The sequence below is a fragment of the Nonomuraea deserti genome, assembly GCF_004348685.1.
Lineage (GTDB): Bacteria > Actinomycetota > Actinomycetes > Streptosporangiales > Streptosporangiaceae > Nonomuraea > Nonomuraea deserti.
The window spans coordinates 1-16,444 of record NZ_SMKO01000037.1; the positions used below are offsets into that span (position 1 = coordinate 1).

At 69.4% G+C, this 16,444-nt stretch carries 14 protein-coding genes; 8 read left to right on the forward strand and 6 right to left on the reverse strand.

Annotated features, from left to right (window positions below; all coding sequences use genetic code 11):
• Positions 1 to 15: 15 nt before the first annotated feature.
• From E1292_RS16425 to E1292_RS16445, 5 genes are all read right to left on the reverse strand, one after another.
• Entirely contained in the window at positions 16 to 921 is a 906-nt protein-coding gene (locus E1292_RS16425) for a 5-dehydro-4-deoxyglucarate dehydratase (RefSeq protein WP_132596085.1), read from the reverse strand.
• A 12-nt stretch (positions 922 to 933) separates the two neighbouring features.
• Entirely contained in the window at positions 934 to 1,701 is a 768-nt protein-coding gene (locus tag E1292_RS16430; protein WP_246090148.1) for an IclR family transcriptional regulator, read from the reverse strand.
• Between the two features lie 67 nt (positions 1,702 to 1,768).
• Positions 1,769 to 2,629 carry a carbohydrate ABC transporter permease gene (locus E1292_RS16435; RefSeq protein ID WP_132596086.1) on the reverse strand — a complete coding sequence of 287 codons (861 nt, stop codon included), beginning with the start codon at positions 2,627 to 2,629 and terminating at the stop codon, positions 1,769 to 1,771.
• The gene (locus tag E1292_RS16440; protein WP_132596087.1) at positions 2,626 to 3,555 is read right to left on the reverse strand and encodes a carbohydrate ABC transporter permease; all 930 of its coding nucleotides are present in this window, start codon (positions 3,553 to 3,555) and stop codon (positions 2,626 to 2,628) included. The genes E1292_RS16435 and E1292_RS16440 overlap by 4 nt, the downstream gene beginning before the upstream one ends.
• Positions 3,552 to 4,766 carry a sugar ABC transporter substrate-binding protein gene (locus tag E1292_RS16445; protein ID WP_246090149.1) on the reverse strand — a complete coding sequence of 405 codons (1,215 nt, stop codon included), beginning with the start codon at positions 4,764 to 4,766 and terminating at the stop codon, positions 3,552 to 3,554. The genes E1292_RS16440 and E1292_RS16445 overlap by 4 nt, the downstream gene beginning before the upstream one ends.
• A 231-nt stretch (positions 4,767 to 4,997) precedes the next feature.
• On the opposite strand from E1292_RS16445, the gene E1292_RS16450 reads away from it, so the two are divergent.
• The 3 genes from E1292_RS16450 (at position 4,998) to E1292_RS16460 (ending at position 7,786) form a co-directional block, all read left to right on the forward strand.
• Complete coding sequence (locus E1292_RS16450) at positions 4,998 to 5,792, forward strand: NAD-dependent epimerase/dehydratase family protein (protein WP_165974580.1); 795 nt, start codon at positions 4,998 to 5,000, stop codon at positions 5,790 to 5,792.
• A gap of 99 nt (positions 5,793 to 5,891) precedes the next feature.
• Positions 5,892 to 6,851 carry a LacI family DNA-binding transcriptional regulator gene (locus E1292_RS16455; protein ID WP_132596089.1) on the forward strand — a complete coding sequence of 320 codons (960 nt, stop codon included), beginning with the start codon at positions 5,892 to 5,894 and terminating at the stop codon, positions 6,849 to 6,851.
• Between the two features lie 2 nt (positions 6,852 to 6,853).
• A complete protein-coding gene (locus tag E1292_RS16460; RefSeq protein ID WP_132596090.1) occupies positions 6,854 to 7,786 on the forward strand; it encodes an aldose epimerase family protein in 933 nt (310 codons plus the stop codon).
• Here E1292_RS16460 and E1292_RS16465 read toward each other — a convergent pair.
• Complete coding sequence (locus E1292_RS16465) at positions 7,771 to 10,248, reverse strand: SpoIIE family protein phosphatase (RefSeq protein WP_165974581.1); 2,478 nt, start codon at positions 10,246 to 10,248, stop codon at positions 7,771 to 7,773. The two genes, E1292_RS16460 and E1292_RS16465, sit on opposite strands and share 16 nt — an antisense overlap.
• A 203-nt stretch (positions 10,249 to 10,451) precedes the next feature.
• On the opposite strand from E1292_RS16465, the gene E1292_RS16470 reads away from it, so the two are divergent.
• The 5 genes from E1292_RS16470 (at position 10,452) to E1292_RS16490 (ending at position 16,370) form a co-directional block, all read left to right on the forward strand.
• On the forward strand, positions 10,452 to 12,974 hold the full coding sequence (locus E1292_RS16470) for a DNA translocase FtsK (RefSeq protein ID WP_132596092.1): 2,523 nt from the start codon (positions 10,452 to 10,454) through the stop codon (positions 12,972 to 12,974).
• A gap of 119 nt (positions 12,975 to 13,093) precedes the next feature.
• Complete coding sequence (locus tag E1292_RS16475; protein ID WP_246090151.1) at positions 13,094 to 13,822, forward strand: helix-turn-helix domain-containing protein; 729 nt, start codon at positions 13,094 to 13,096, stop codon at positions 13,820 to 13,822.
• A gap of 70 nt (positions 13,823 to 13,892) precedes the next feature.
• Positions 13,893 to 15,302, forward strand: a complete 1,410-nt coding sequence (gene rimO, locus E1292_RS16480) for a 30S ribosomal protein S12 methylthiotransferase RimO (protein WP_132596094.1) — start codon at positions 13,893 to 13,895, stop codon at positions 15,300 to 15,302.
• Complete coding sequence (pgsA, locus tag E1292_RS16485; protein ID WP_132596095.1) at positions 15,299 to 15,871, forward strand: CDP-diacylglycerol--glycerol-3-phosphate 3-phosphatidyltransferase; 573 nt, start codon at positions 15,299 to 15,301, stop codon at positions 15,869 to 15,871. Before rimO ends, pgsA begins: the two co-directional genes overlap by 4 nt.
• Before the next feature lie 7 nt (positions 15,872 to 15,878).
• On the forward strand, positions 15,879 to 16,370 hold the full coding sequence (locus E1292_RS16490) for a CinA family protein (RefSeq protein WP_132596096.1): 492 nt from the start codon (positions 15,879 to 15,881) through the stop codon (positions 16,368 to 16,370).
• The last annotated feature ends 74 nt before the right edge of the window (positions 16,371 to 16,444 follow it).

The window sequence follows — 16,444 nt, forward strand, 5'->3', positions numbered from 1 at the left end:
GCACGGGGCGGGCGGTCAGGCGCCGGCGATTTCCAGGCCGGTGGTGATGAGGCGCTCCAGCGACGCCACATGCTCGGGCGAGGGATCCACCAGCGGCGGCCGTACCCCTCCGACCTCCAGGCCCCGGATCCGCACCCCCGCCTTGACCAGCGAGACCGCATAGCCGGGCACGAGGTCGCGCAGCTCCACCAGCGGCAGGTAGAAGTGGGTGAGCAGCCGCTGCACCAGCACCTCGTCCCCACCGGTCACCGCCTTGTAGAAGGCCAGCGAGATCTCGGGCGCGAAGGCGAACACGGCGCTCGAGTACAGGTTCACCCCGAGCCCTCGATAGGCGGGGACGGTCAGTTCGGCGGTGGGCAGCCCGTTGAAGAACGTGAAGGGTTTGTCCGTCGATCTCCGCACGGTCAGGATGATGCGCTGCAGCAGGTCGAAGTCGCCGAGCCCGTCCTTGAAACCGATGACGTCTGGCACCTTGGCCAGTTCGGCGACGGCCTCGGGGGTGAAGCGGGCGGTGCCGCGCTGGTAGATGATCACGGGGAGGCCGCCGGCCGCGGCGACCTCGCGGACGTACTGGACCAGGCCGCTGGTGGGGCCGGTGACCAGGTAGGGAGGCATGAGCAGCAGCCCGTCGGCGCCCTGGGCGGCCGCCGCCCTGGCGATGGCCTTGGCGGCGGGCAGCGGGCCGCCGGCGCCGCCGAAGACGGGCACGCGCCCCTCGGCGGCCCTGACGGAGACGGCCATGACCCTGGTGTACTCGTCGAGGTCGAGGGCGCTGAACTCACCGGTGCCGCACGCGGTGAACACTCCTCCCGCCCCGGCCGCGACCCCAGCGGCGACGTGCCGGGCCAGCGCGGGTTCGGCGAGGCCGCCGTCGGCGCCGAAGGGAGTCACCGGGAAGAAGAGAACACCATCTAGCCGCATCAACAGTCCTTTCTAGCGGATGCCCTCCCTGCGAAGAGTGGCAGCCAGCTTGCGGGTGTGTTTGATCACCGCTTCGGTGATCTTCTCGACGTCGGCGGGTACGAGTTCGGCGGGCATGGAGCAGCTGATCGCGTCGGTGGCCGGGATGCGGTAGTCGACCGCCACGGCCACGCAGGCCACACCGGGTGTGCCCTGCTCGCGTTCGTACGACCAGCCCCGCGTGCGGACCTGGTCGAGTTCGCCGGTCAGTTTGGTCATGTCGGTGATCGTCTGGTGGGTCAGCCCCACCAGCGGCTCCGGCAGGAGCGTCATGACTTCGTCGTCGGTGAGCTGGGCGAGCAGCACCTGTCCGAGCGCGGTGACGTGCGCGGGCAGCCGGCGCCCCACCCGGGGGATCACGTGATCGGCGTCGCGTGACTCCCTGGTCGCCAGGTAGAGCACGTGCGCGCCGTCTCGCCGGGCGAAGTGCACGGTCTGCCCGATCTCGTCCCGGAGGTCCTCCAGCGTCTCCTGGGCGTACGGCAGCGCGGGGTCCTTGTCGAGGTAGGCGGTGCCGGTCAGGAGCGCGTGCGGCCCGATCCCGAAGGCCGACCTGGCCGAGTCGGTCTCCACCCAGTTGAGCTCGACCAGCGTCCGCATGAGGGCGTGGAGGCTGCTGCGGGGGAAGCCGGTGCGCTGCTGGAGCTCCGACAGTGTCATGCTGTGGTGTGAGTCGGCCAGGGCTTCGAGGATGCGTACCGTCCGCTCGGCGGACTTGACCAGCTGGGGCTCCATACTCATCCCATCTCGTATCCTTCGGCGGCTGCAAACATCCAGGATATGGGATACCGTCCATATACGTGGACGCCTAACCCTTGACCGCGCCGCTTGTCAGGCCACGCATGAACTGCCGCTGGAAAGCCAGGAACGCGATGATCGACGGGAGCAGCGCCAGCAGCGAGGCGGCGAGCAGCACGCCGATCCCCACCTCCTCGTCGGAGCGGAGCGAGCGCAACGCGATGGGCAGTGTCCACATGTCGGACGCCGGTGCGACGATCAACGGCAGCAAATACTGGTCCCAGATCATGGTGAAGCCGAAGACGCCGATCACGCCGAGCGCGGGGCGGCACAGCGGCACGATGATCGTGGCGAAGATGCGCAGCTCGCCCGCGCCGTCGATGCGCGCGGCCTCCTCCAGCTCGACCGGCACCTCCTTCATGAACTCCGTCATCACGAGAATGGAGAAGCCCCAGGCGCCGACGGGCAGGATCATGCCCGCGTAGGTGCCGATGAGGTTCAGGTTAAGCAGCGGCATGTCGGCCAGGACGAGCGAGAGGGGGATCGCGATGATCTCCTCGGGGAGCATCATCGTGGCGAGCATGAGCAGCATCACGAACGTCATGCCGCGAAACTTCTTGCGCGCCAGGGCGTAGGCGGCGAAGACGCTGACCAGCATCTGCAGCAGCAGCCCGAAGCCCACGACCACGAACGAGTTGAGCAGGTAGAGATAGACGTTCTTCTCCCCGGCCTGGACGAAGTTCTCCAGGGTGAACTCGTCGGGCCACAGGGAGAAGGACGTCGGGTCGAGGGTCTTGCTGAAGGAGCTCATCAGCAGCGCGACCAGCGGCCCGGTGAAAACCACCACCATAAGCCCATAAATCAGGGTCTTTCCGGCGATGGCCAGCGGACCCTTGCGCGACTCCAGGCCCAGAGCGCTGTCGAACCTCATGTCGTCTGCCTCCTGCGCAACATCTGCACGACCACCGTGAGCGCCAGCGTGGCGGCGAACAACACGATCCCGCCCGCCGAGGCGACGCCCAGCTCGTTCTTCTGGAAGCCGAGCTTGTAGATCAGGGTCATGAGCACCTCGGAGGAGCCGTTCGGGCCGCCGTTGGTGAGCACGTACACCTCGACGAACACCCGCAGCCCGCGGATGGCCGCCAGCGTGAACAGGATCCAGAACACCGGACGCAGCGCCGGCAGCGTGATGTGCCGCAGCCGCCGCCAGGTGGAGGCCCCGTCCACGGCCGCCGCCTCGTACAGCGTGCGGTCCACGCCGACCAGCCCGGCCAGGAAGATCATCATGTCGTACGGCGTGCCGCGCCAGATGCTCATTATCATGATCGACCACAACGAGGAGTCCTCGCTGGCCAGCCAGGGCTGCGGATCGACCCCGGCCCAGCCGATGATGATGTTGAGCATGCCGCTGTCGGCCGGGTGGAACATGATCCGCCAGACCTCGGCCACGGCCGCCATCGTGGTGACGACCGGCAGGAAGGCGGCCGTCCTGACGAACCAGAGGTATCGCGCCGGCCCCTCGATGAGCAGCGCGAAACCGAGCCCCAGCACGATGGAGCCGACCGTGGTGCCGAGCGCCAGCACGATGCTGTGCCAGATGGCCGATGCGAACTCGTCGTCGGAGATGATCGTCTGGTAGTTCTGCAGGCCGACCCATTCGTCACCGAGGAACGTCTGGACCTTGAAGAGGCTCTTCCACAGGCCCACGAACATCGGGATGAACTTGAAGTACAGGAAGAGCACCAGGGCGGGCGCCAGGAACAACCACGCGATCACCGGCCCCCGCCACCGCACCGACCCGGTGCGGCGGTGAGGGGGCGCCGCCGAGCTCCGCGCCGGCGTGAGTGTGGAGGTCATGACGCTTTCTGGCTCTGCAGTTCCTGGGTGAGCTCGGTGTTCAGCTCCTCCAACTTGGCTTTGACGTCGGCGCCGCAGTCGGCCCAGACGGCGTTGATGGAGTCGGCGGAGTCCTGGCGGATCGGCGCCCAGTTGGGCACCGGCGGGGCGTAGACGGCGTGCTCGTACGACTCCTGGAACACCTTCCACCGCGGGTCCTGCCGCTCGGCGGCCATGTCGACCTGGGTGTTGACGGGCAGCCGGACGATGGCGCCGTTGGCGTCCTTGTTCATGCCGATCCGCTGGCCCTCGGCGGAGATGGCGAACTCGGCGAACTTCTTCTGCGCCTCCTGGTTCTGGGAGCCGGCCATGAGGTAGACGTTCTCGCCCTCGCCGAGCGTGCCGGGGCCGCCGGACGGGCCCTTGGGCACCGGGACGACCTCGATCTTGTCGGTGCCGATGCTGTCGACGAACCTGGCCAGCACGTACGGGCCGGTCAGGTAGATGCCGCCCTGCCCCTTCTCGAAGACCTCGTGCGTGACGGTCGTGTCATTGCTGACAGCGCCGGGATTGACGGTCTTGGTCGTGCAGAACTGGTCCTGAAGGTATTGGACGGCCTCGACGGTCTTGGGGTCGTTCATCGTGGCGGTGAACTTGCCGGGGCCGTTGGCCTTGACGAAGTCGCCGCCGTTGGCGTAGATCAGCGAGGAGGCGTACCACGAGGCGTAGCCGCGCTTGGTGCCGGCGGGGATGACGAAGCCGCTGGTGTCGGCCTTGCCGTTGCCGTCAGGGTCCTTCTCGGTGAAGGCGGTGGCGAGCTTGGCGAGGTCCTCCCACGTCTCGGGCGGCTCCATGCCGACCTTCTCCCGCCAGTCCTTGCGGATGAACAGCGCGAACGCCTGGGCGGAGAACGGAGCAGCGTAGGTCTTGCCGTCACTGGCCGTGGCGGCCTTCCATGCCAGCTCCGACACCTGGTCGCCGCCCGCCAGTGAGGCTTTGTCGACCTCCTGGAGCCAGCCCTGCGACTGCATGGTGCCGATCTGGGCGGTGTCGTTGATGACGATGTCGGGAAGCTGCTTCTGCGCCGCCTGCTGGTTCAGCTTGGTCTCGAAGTCGTCGAATATCGCGACGACTTTCGTGGGCGTGCCGCTGGCCTTGGTAAATGCGTCGGCGAGCTTCTGTGCGGTCTTGGCAGAGTCGGAATCAGCCGCTTGCCTGATCCAGATCTCCAAGGTGTTGTCTTCTGAACTTGATCCCCCGGAACCGCAGCCTGTCAGCGTAACGGCCAGGGACGCGATGATCGCGGTCCCGAGCAGACGTCGTGACATCAGACCGCCTCCCGTTCACATACGTGGACATGAGTCGTGCACATGGATATGTGCCTGTGACCGTAATCACTCATCCCGTTCACGGTCAATATTTAAGGATGTGAATTTCTGCCAGATTCGTGTACACCAAGGGACATGCGCATTCTGATGACAGGAGCCGCGGGAAAAGTCGGCACGCTGCTCCGCCCGCGACTCGCCCGCGAGGGACGCACGCTGCGGCTCTCCGACCTGCATCCCGTCGAGCCGGGCCCGGGCGAGGAATGGGTGGCGGCCGATCTCGCCGACCCGGCCGCCGTCGCCGGGGCGATGAAGGACGTGGACGCGGTGCTCCACCTGGGCGGCCAGAGCAGGGAGCGGCCCTGGGCCGACATCGTGCGGGCCAACATCGAGGGCATGCACGTGCTGATGGAGGCGGCGCGCGACGAGGGCGTCGAGCATCTCGTGCTCATGGGCAGCCACCACGCGGCGGGATATCACACCAGGCCGGCCGGCGGCGCCGACCTGCCCGACTACGCCTTCCCCCGGCCCGACACCTATTACGGCGTGAGCAAGGTCGTCATGGAGGCGCTGGGGAGCCTCTACCACGACCGGTTCGGCATGAACGTGACCGTGATCAGGCTCGGCACCTGCAACGAGGCGTCGGCCGACACGCGCGGGCTGGCCACCTGGATCTCGCCCGACGACCTGACCCGCCTGGTCGAGGCCGGGCTCACCGCGCCCGGCTACCACGTGGTCTGGGGCGTCTCGGACAACACCCGCCGCTGGTGGTCGCTGGAGGAGGCCAAGGCCATCGGGTACGTCTCCCGCGACGACTCCGAGGCCCAGGCCGCCGCGCTGATCGCCGAGCAGGGCGAACCCGACCTGTCGGAGCCGCTGCATGATCGGGCCGGCGGCGTGTTCACGCTCAACGAACTCGGCGGCATCTGGTGAACCCCGCGTAGCCCTCAGCAACCGGTTGCAAGAACCTTGACGGCTACTGGTATGAAGGTCAAGGTTTAGTCTGGCAACCGTTTGCATAGGAGGACGGCGATGGCGGCGACGATCAAGGACGTGGCCCGCGCCTGCGGCGTCCACGTGTCCACCGTGTCGCGCACGTTCTCCGCGCCCCACCTGGTCAACCCCGCCACCCGGAGCCGCGTGCTGGCCGCCGCCGACGACCTCGGCTATCGGCCCAACCGTGCGGCAAGGGCGCTGACGACCGGCCGCACGTTCAACATGGGCCTCATTGTCGCCGACATCGCCAACCCGTTCTTCCCGCCGCTCATCAAGGCCGCCCAGGCGCAGGCCAGAGGGCGTGACTACCACGTGTTCGTGGCCGACACCGACGAGGACCCGCGGGTCGAGGAGGAGCTGATCAGGACGTTCACCAAGCAGGTGGACGGCGTGCTGCTGTGCAGCCCTCGGCTGTCGAACCGGATGATCGAGCGCCTGGCCGAGGACGTGCCGTTCGTGGTGGTGAACCGGCGCATCAAAGGCATGCCCTCCGTGCTCATGAACGTCGCCCAGGGCGCCAAGCACGCGCTGGAGCACCTGACCGGGCTCGGCCACCGCAGGATCGCCCTCGTGTCCGGCCCGATCGGCTCGTGGACCAGCAACGAGATGCAGGGCGTGGCCGCCGAGGCGCCAGGTCTGGGCCTGATCTTCTTCGGCCCCAACCAGCCGACGGAGGCCGGCGGCCTGGCCGTGGCGGCCGACGTGGCCGCCTGCGGGGCGACCGCGGTCCTCGCCTACAACGATCTCGTCGCGCTTGGCCTCATCGAGGGACTTTCGGCGATGGAGATAGGGGTACCAGACCAGGTAAGTGTGATCGGGTTCGACGACATCCTGCCCGGGCGGCTCAACAGGCCCAAGCTGACCACGGTGGCCATGCCGGCGGCGGCGGCCGGGAGGATGGCAGTCGACCTGCTGCTCCAATCGGGGGGCGAGGGCGCGACCGTGACCCTCGACACCGCCCTCATTGTCCGCGAGTCCACGGGAAGGGCCCAGTGAAAATGGTTTTCGGAACGCTGCCGTCAGGCGAGCAGGTCGAGCGTGTGGAGCTGTCATCGGGACGCCTGCGCGCCGAGGTGCTCACCTACGGCGCCATCCTGCGCTCCCTGGAGGTGTCCGGGGTGAACGTCGTGCTCGGGCTGGACACTCTGGACGACTATCTCACCCGCAGCCGCTACTTCGGCGCCGTCGTCGGCCGCTACGGCAACCGCATCGCGAACGGACGCTTCACCCTGGACGGCGTCGAACATCACCTGCCGATCAACAACGGCGCCCACAGCCTGCACGGCGGCACCGACGGCTTCGACCGCAGGGTGTGGACCATCGCCGGCCGCACCGACGCGTCGGTGATGCTCGCGCTGACCAGCCCCGACGGCGACCAGGGCTATCCGGGCGCGCTGACCGCCACGGTCACGTACACGCTGGCCGACGACGCGATCCGGCTCGACTACTCCACGAAGACCGACGCGCCGACCGTGGTCAACCTGACCAACCACTCCTACTTCAACCTCAAGGGCAGCGGCGACGTGCTCGACCACGTCATCCAGATGGAGGCGGAGCACTACCTGCCGGTCGACGAGGGCAAGATCCCCACGGGCGAGCTCGCGCCGGTCAAGGGCACGCCGTTCGACTTCACCGAGCCGCACGCCGTGGGGGAGCGCTACGACGGCGCGTACGACCACTGCTTCGTGCTCGACGGCGACATCAGGGTGACCGCCGGCGGGCTCACCATGGAGGTCACCACCACGGAGCCCGGCGTGCAGTTCTACAGCGGCAGCATGCTGGACGGCGAAGCGACGTCGTACGGGCCGTTCGCCGGGTTGTGCCTGGAGACCCAGCATTTCCCCGACGCGCCCAACCAGCCGCAGTTCCCCTCCACGGTGCTCAGGCCGGGCGAGATCCGCACCTCGTCCACCACCTACCGGTTCACCTGACCGAGCGCAGGGCGGCGGCGGCCCTGTTCACCGGCCCTGATCACCAGCAGGGCCACGTCGTCCTGCGACGGCTCGGGGGCGAACGTCTCGACCACGTGCCGCACGCGTTCGGCCACCGCGTGGGCGCTCAGTCCCCGGCACTCCGCGAGCAGCGCCGCCAGCCCGTTGCCGTCGTCCAGGAGCCGGCCGCCGTCGCGCCGCTCGGTCACGCCGTCGGTCACGCACAGGAGCACCTCCTCGGGCGCCAGCTCGAACGTCTCGACGTAGAACCTGGCGCCGGCCTCGATGCCCAGCAGCAGCTGGGGCGTCGCCACCGCCTCGACAAGGCCGTCCGCGCGCAGCAGCAGCGGCGGCGGATGCCCTGCCGAGGCGATCGTGCACAGCGCGCCGCCCTGCGGGAGCGGGGTCAGCTCGCCGCACAGCAGGCTGAGGAACCTGCCCTCCTCGTCCTCCTCCAGCAGCGCCTGGTTGAGCCGGTCGAAGATGTCGGCCACCGTGTAGTGCTCCTTGGCCAGCAGGCGTACGGCGTGGCGGGCCAGCCCGGTCACCGCGGCCGCCTCCGGGCCGCTGCCGCACACGTCGCCCAGCGCGAAGCACCAGTGGTCGCCCACCGTGAACAGGTCGTAGAAGTCGCCGCCGACGTCCGCGCCCTCCTCGGCGGGCTCGTAGACGACGGCGGACTCCAGGCCGGGCATGGGCGCCACGCGCATCGGCAGCAGGCTGCGCTGGAGCACCCGAGACGTGGTGGCCTGCCGGGCGTAGAGCATCGCGGTGTGCAGGTTGAGCGCCACCAGGCGACACAGGTCGGCCAGCAGGTCGGCCACCTCCAGCGGCAGCGTCGGCTCCGCGCGGCCGATCACCAGCGCGCCGTGCGACCTGCCCTGGGTGAGCAGCGGGAACGACAGCACCGCCTCCGGGCCGGCGGGCCAGCTCACCTCGTCGAGCGCGGTGCGGGGGATGGCGGGCAGCGACTTGCGCAGGGCGGCGTTGTGGCGTTCCTCGCTGTGCCAGACGTGGGCGAGCCTGGTCATGCCCGCGAGGTCGGTCAGGTAGACCGCCGCCCAGGTCGCGATCTTAGGTACGACGAGCTGCGCGGTCAGCGCCGCGATCAGCTCCTCGTCGTGCACGCCCGCCAGCAGCTCGCCCGCCTCGGCCAGGAACGACAGCCGGCCCCGGTGCGCGCGGTCCTGCTCGGCCAGCCGCGCGCGCTGCACCGGCACCGCGACCTGGTCGGCGATGTGCTGCAGGCTCACCGTGAGCTCCTTGTCGAAGCGGCCGGGCTGCTCCGCCGTCACCGCGAGGTAGCCGGTCACCTCGCCCGCCAGGAGCAGCGGCGCGCACGCCAGCGAGCGGGCGCGCAGCTGCTCGGCCAGCTCGACGTCCCCGGCCAGCAGGTCCTCGATCATCGTGGGCGTCTTGCGCTCGGCACCGAACACGCCGGTGGCCAGCACCCCCACCAGCCCCGCCGTCGCGCCCGCGCCCGCCGCCACGCCGAACCTGTTGCCGCCCTCCGCGGGGAGCAGCACGTACGCCGCGTCGCCGCCGCTGAACATCTGCACGATCCTGGCGATCGTGTCGAGCAGCTCCTGGAACGGCATGTCCCGGTCGAGCAGGTCCTTGATGCGCCGGCCCGCATCGCTGCGCGGCGCGGGCGGCGGCGTCAGGACGTAGCGGTGGTCGCCCGCGACCACCATCCAGATCGACCGGCGATCCTGCGCACGCCCCTTGGTGCGCAGGTGGGAGACGTAGACCGGCACCAGCCTGCCGTCGGCGTGCCGCATGCGCGCCTCGCCGCGCCAGCGGCCCAGGCCGAGCGTGTCGGTCAGCGACAGCGCGTACGGGCCGTGGCCGCGCCAGGCCACCAGGTCGGCCAGCAGCCGGCCGATCGTCTGCTCAGGACGCCAGCCGAGCAGCGCCTGCGCCTCGGAGTTCCACGACCGCACGAGCCCGTCGCCGTCGGTGACCACCACGCCCACGTGCAGGGTGTCGATGGCGGCAGGGGCCGGGACCGGCGGGCCGGCCGCGGTCTCCTGCCCGTCGCCGCCGTCCGCGAGCTCCAGGCGCACCCAGACGCGCTTCGTCGTCCTCGTGTACGTGACGCCCCAGGCGTCGGCCAGGATGCCCGCGAGCGCGAGGCCACGCCCGGACGGCCGCACCTCATCCGTGAGGGTGACGGCGGGCATGACGCCGGTCTCGTCGATCGTCCGCTCGGGCAGGTGGTCGTCGACCTCGATCTCCAGCTTCGCGGGGCCGGTGTCGGCGTCGAGGCGGCAGGTCAGCTCGATCCCGGTGCCCGCGTGCACGACGGCGTTGGTGACGAGCTCGCTGGTCAGCAGCACGGCGTCCTCGGCGAGGTGGCTCAGATGCCACTCGCCGAGGACCTGACGGACGAACTTGCGCGCGTGAGCCGGAGCATGGGGTGTGCCTTCGAAGGCCGTGCTCGACACCCGGGTCGTGTCCACTCTGCGTCCTAGAACATCACTCGATGTGGCACCTTGGTCACTCTCAGAGTGGCAGACCGGCGGCGTCGCCACCTCCGGTTGTCGATGATCCCCATGTGAAGAGGGGGAGAATCCGGGATCCTGTCAGCTTTGAGGTGCCGGAATGCCACGACACCGGCGAGCCTCCGCGCGTTCCGCGGTGTCTCCGACGTACCTTTGGCATCATGGCCACCCGTACGCCGAAAAGCGCATCGAAGGGGCCGGCGAAGCGGTCGACCTCGTCTCGCCGGACCTCCGCCAAGCGCGGAGGCTCGTCGGTGGGACGGTCCAGGGCTAAGGGAGCCGCCACCGGCCGCAAGCCTTCCGCGACCCACCAGGATCCGATCAGCTGGGTCTTCACGATGATCGGCAAGCTGATCGTCGGTTTGTGGATGCTGGTCGCCAACGGCATCGGCAGCACCGCCCGCGCGCTGGGCAAGAACGCCCGCGAGCTCGATCCGGCGCACCGACGCGACGGGGTGGGTCTGGCGGTGCTCGGGGCCGCCATCGTGGTCGCGGCCATGACGTGGCGCAACTCCGACGGCGCGGTCTCCGGGGTGGTGAACGCGGCCGCGCGCGGCGTGTTCGGCTCGCTGGCCTGGGCGCTGCCGCTGCTGCTCGGCCTGCTGGCCTGGCGCTACCTGCGCCATCCCGACCAGAACGCCGACACCGGGCGCATGGTGATCGGGTGGGCCGCCCTGCTGATCGGCGTGCTCGGCGTCATCCACGTGGCCAACGGCACCCCCTACCCGGCGGGCGAGGGCCAGGGCATGGACAAGGTGTCGCAGGCCGGGGGCATGGTCGGGTTCATCGTGGCGGCGCCGCCGATGAGCATCCTGCCGCCGTGGATCACGATCCCGCTGCTGCTGATCCTGTCGGGGTTCGGCGTGCTGGTGATCACCGCCACCCCCGTGCACCGCGTTCCCGAGCGGCTGGCCGAGCTCAAGCACCTGCTGTTCGAGCGGCACGCCGACGCCGATCCCAAGGACTCCACGTCCAGGACGCCGGCCAAGAAGCGGTCCAGGCCCAAGAGGGCGGAGGACGGCGAGGGCGGCGACCTCGTCAAGCCGTACGACACGCCCGTGCTGGCCGAGAAGGACAAACACGCCGGCCACTCCCCGGAGATCGTGCCGGGCCTGACGGACGAGGAGGCGGCGCCCGCACCCGACCTGGAGCGCAAGCCGGAGCCCCCCGAGCCGACGCCGGCGCCGCGCAAGGTGGAGCAGCTCGTGCTGTCGCCGCAGGCGGGGCCGTACAGCCTGCCCGACCTGCAGCACCTCAAGCCGGGTACGCCTCCGAAACCGCAGACCAAGGCCAACACGACCGTGGTCAACGCGCTGACCAGCGTGCTGGAGCAGTTCGGCATCGACGCGCAGGTCATCGGGTTCACCCGAGGGCCGACCGTGACCCGCTACGAGATCGAGCTGGGGCCCGCGGTCAAGGTGGAGAAGGTCACGGCGCTCACCAAGAACATCGCGTACGCCGTCAAGTCCGCAGATGTCAGGATTTTGTCGCCTATCCCGGGCAAGTCGGCGATCGGGGTCGAGATCCCGAACGCCGACAAGGACCTCGTGGCGCTGGGCGACGTGCTGCGCTCCCAGGTGGCGCAGGCCGACCACCACCCGATGATCGTCGGCCTGGGCAAGGACGTCGAGGGCCGCACCATCGTCGCCAACCTCGCCAAGATGCCCCACCTGCTCATCGCGGGCGCGACCGGCGCCGGTAAGTCGGTCTGCGTCAACGGGCTGATCACCAGCGTCCTGATGCGGGCCACGCCCGACGAGGTGCGCATGGTGCTGGTCGACCCCAAGCGGGTCGAGCTGAGTGTCTACGAGGGCATCCCCCACCTGATCACGCCGATCATCACCAACCCGAAGAAGGCCGCGGAAGCCCTCGAATGGGTGGTCGGTGAGATGGACCGGCGCTACGACGACCTGGCCGCGTCGGGGTTCCGGCACGTCGACGAGTTCAACAAGGCCGTGCGGGCGGGCAAGCTGCAGCCGCCGCCGGGCAGCGAGCGGGTCTACCAGCCGTACCCGTACCTGCTGGTGATCGTGGACGAGCTGGCCGACCTCATGATGGTGGCCCCGCGCGACGTCGAGGACTCGATCGTGCGCATCACCCAGCTCGCCCGCGCGGCGGGCATCCACCTGGTGATCGCCACGCAGCGGCCGTCGGTCGACGTGGTCACCGGCCTCATCAAGGCCAACGTGCCGTCCAGGCTGGCCTTCGCGGTGTCCAGCCTCACCGACTCGCGGGTCATCCTCGACCAGCCGGGCGCCGACAAGCTGGTCGGCCAGGGAGACGCGCTGTTCCTGCCGATGGGCGCGAGCAAGCCGATCCGCATCCAGAACGCGTTCGTCTCGGAGAAGGAGATCGCCGAGATCGTCGCGTACTGCAAGGCGCAGATGCAGGCCGAATACCGCGATGACGTCGCCGCCGCGCCGGTCAAGCGGGAGATCGACGAGGACATCGGCGACGACCTCGACCTGCTGATCCAGGCGGCCGAGCTGATCGTCACCACCCAGTTCGGCTCCACCTCGATGTTGCAGCGCAAGCTGCGCGTCGGGTTCGCCAAGGCCGGACGGCTGATGGACCTGCTCGAGAGCCGCAACGTGGTCGGTCCGAGCGAAGGATCCAAGGCACGAGAAGTGCTGGTGAAACCAGATGATCTGCCTGGATTGCTGGCCGACCTGCGTGGCGAATGACCCCAATGCGTGCATGCCCAGCGGTAACTGGTTGAATATGAACCACTACGCAACGTCGTGGTGGTTAGTCCAGGCGCCATGGGGAGGCGTTCGCTGTGCAGGATCAGAGCATCGGGGCCGTGCTGACGGCCGCCAGGCAGTCGGCTGGGTTGACAGTCGCGCAGGTCAGCGCGGCCACCAATATTCGCGAGACGATCATTCATCGCATGGAGCAGGATGATTACGGCCAATGCGGCGGTGACTTCTACGCCAGAGGGCACATCAGGGCCGTGGCCCGGGCTGTGGGGCTCGACCCCGAGTCCACCGTGCATCTTTTCGACCAGCAGAACGGCGGCGCGCCCGAGCCGGTGGCCGCGTCGGCCGTGTTCCAGGCCGACCGCAAGATCAACGTGCCGGAGCGGCGGGGTCCCAACTGGACGGCGGCGCTGGGGGTGGCGCTGGCGATCGTGATGGTGTTCGGCCTGATGCGGGTGCTGGGGGACGCGAGCGACCAGGTGCGCACGGCCGACGTGCGCGCGGCGTCGGCCAAGCCCAGCGTTCCGCCCAACACACCCATCACCGAGACGCCGCGCGCCAGGCTCGCCAAGAAGGGCATGGTGACGCTCCGGATCAAGGCCAATCGGTCGTCGTACGTGAACGTGCGCGACGCCGAGGGCCGCAAGCTGTTCGCGGGGACACTCAAAGCGGGAAAGACGTCGACCTGGCGGTCGGAGGGCAAGGTGAACGTGCTGATCGCCGACGCGGGAGCTGTGTCGGTGCAGGTCAACGGCAAGAAAGTGACGGAGCTCGGCGAGACGGGGGAGACGGTGCGCCGTTCGTTCGGCCCGCCCAAAACTCAGGCGCGATAGTCACGCGAGGGTCACCTGGGGGAGCCAGTGCATCGGGTGGTGGCCAACTCCCGATACCGTAGTGTTCACCATGTCATCCCGCCGAACCGTATCGCTGATCACTCTGGGCTGCGCGCGCAACGAGGTCGACTCCGAGGAGCTGGCCGCGCGACTCGAGGCTGCCGGCTGGCAGCTGGGCGACGACGACCCCGATGTCGTCGTCGTCAACACCTGTGGCTTCATCGAGTCGGCCAAGAAAGACTCCATCGACACGCTGCTGGCCGCCGCCGACTCCGGGGTGAAGGTGGTGGCGGCGGGCTGCATGGCCGAGCGCTACGGCAACGAGCTGGCCGACGCGCTGCCCGAGGCCAGCGCGGTGATCTCTTTCGACGACTACGCCGAGATCGGCGGCCGCCTCGACGACGTGGTCGCCGGCCGGCCGCTCAAGCCGCACACACCACGCGACCGCCGCACCCTGCTGCCCATCTCGCCGGTGGACCGTGCCAGCGCGCCCAGGCCCAACATCCCCGGCCACGGCGACCTGCCCGCGGGCCTGGCGCCCGCGAGCGGCCCGCGCGTGCTGCGCAAGCGGCTCGACGAGAGCCCGGTCGGCTCGCTCAAGCTGGCCTCCGGCTGTGACCGGCGCTGCACGTTCTGCGCCATCCCCGCCTTCCGCGGCTCCTACGTCTCGCGCAAGCCCGAGGAGCTGCTGGCCGAGGCCGACTGGCTGGCCCACCGGGGCGTGCGCGAGCTCGTCCTGGTCAGCGAGAACTCCACGTCCTACGGCAAGGATCTGGGCGACCTGCGGGCGCTGGAGAAGCTGCTGCCCGAGCTCGCCGCCGTCGAGGGCGTGGAGCGGGTGCGGGTCAGCTACCTCCAGCCTGCCGAGCTGCGTCCCGGCCTGATCGACGTGATCACCGGCACCGACGGCGTCGCCGCCTACTTCGACCTGTCCTTCCAGCACGCCAGCGGCTCCGTCCTGCGCCGGATGCGCCGCTTCGGCGACCCCCAGCGCTTCCTCGGGCTGCTGGAGACCATCCGTGAGCGCGCCCCTGAGGCGGGCGTGCGCTCCAACTTCATCGTGGGCTTTCCCGGCGAGACCGAGGAGGAGTTCGGCGAGCTGGTCGCCTTCCTGGAGGCCGCCAGGCTCGACGTGATCGGCGTGTTCGGCTATTCCGACGAAGACGGCACCGAGGCTGCCGAGCTACCGGGCAAGCTCCCTCAGGAGGTCGTCGACGAGCGCGTGCGGGCGCTCACCGAGCTGGCCGAGGAGCTGACCGCGCAACGCGCTGAGGAGCGCATCGGCACCGAGGTCGACGTGCTGATCGACGACGACCTGGGCGACGGCGGCTACGAGGGCCGGGCCGCCCACCAGGGCCCCGAGGTCGACGGCTCGGTCACGGTGCAGGGCATCGGCCTGGTCCGGGGAGAGATCGTGCGCGCGGTCGTGGTCGACGCCGAGGGGGTCGATCTGATCGCGCGCATCAAGGCCGGTCCATGAAAAGGGACGAGCGCCGCGTGGTAAGCCCGTGGAACATCGCCAACGTCCTCACGGTCCTCCGGTTGGTGCTCGTCCCCTTCTTTGTCGTCTGCCTGTTGCTGCCGGGCACGGGCTGGCGGGTGGCCGCGCTGGCGGTCTTCGCGGTGGCGTCGATCACCGACCATCTCGACGGCGAGCTGGCCCGGCGCTACGGCCTCATCACCGACTTCGGCAAGATCGCCGACCCGATCGCCGACAAGACGCTCACCGGTGCGGCGCTGGTGTGCCTGTCGATCCTCGGCGAGCTGCCGTGGTGGGTCACGGTCGTGATCCTCGGCAGGGAGCTGGGCATCACGGCGCTCAGGTTCGTGCTGCTGCGGCACGCCGTCATCCCGGCCAGCTACGGTGGCAAGGTCAAGACCGTGCTGCAGATCGCCGCCATCGTGCTCTATCTGCTGCCGTTCGTGCCCGATCCCGTCAGGTGGGTGGTGATGGGGGTGGCGGTGGTCGTCACGGTGGGCACGGGCGTCGACTATGTCGTCAGGGCGACCCGGTTGCGCATGGTGGCCAAGCGGGCGCGCGGGGAGTGATGGATCGATGGCGGACGTGGCCGAGGTCCTGAGATTGCTGGTGGCGCAGAATGCCACGGTCGCCGTGGCCGAGTCGCTGACCGGCGGGCTCATCGGGGCCGCCATCACGTCCGTCTCCGGTGCCTCCCAGGCGTTCGTGGGCGGGGTGATCTCCTACGCCACCGAGCTCAAGCGGGAGCTGCTGGGCGTGCCCGGGGAGCTGCTGCGCCGTGAAGGGGCCGTGCATCCCGAGGTGGCCGCGGCCATGGCGGCGGGGGTCGCGCGGGTGTGCGGGGCCACGTACGGGCTGGCGGTGACCGGGGTGGCGGGGCCCGAGCCCCAGGACGGGCGGCCCGTCGGCACCGTCTACACGGCCGTCTGCGGGCCCGGCGGGCAGATTTCGGTCCGGTCGTTGACCCTGCGGGGGTCGCGCGAACGTATCAGGGTAGAGACGGTGGACGAGGCGGTTGATCTCCTGGCAGGTGTGCTGAAGACGAACATAGGGGAACATTCCGAGTGATTACTGTGTTACGTCCCGAGCGAACATCCGACGCACGGTCTGACGCTGTGTCGGTGGATACGGGTACGGTGGAG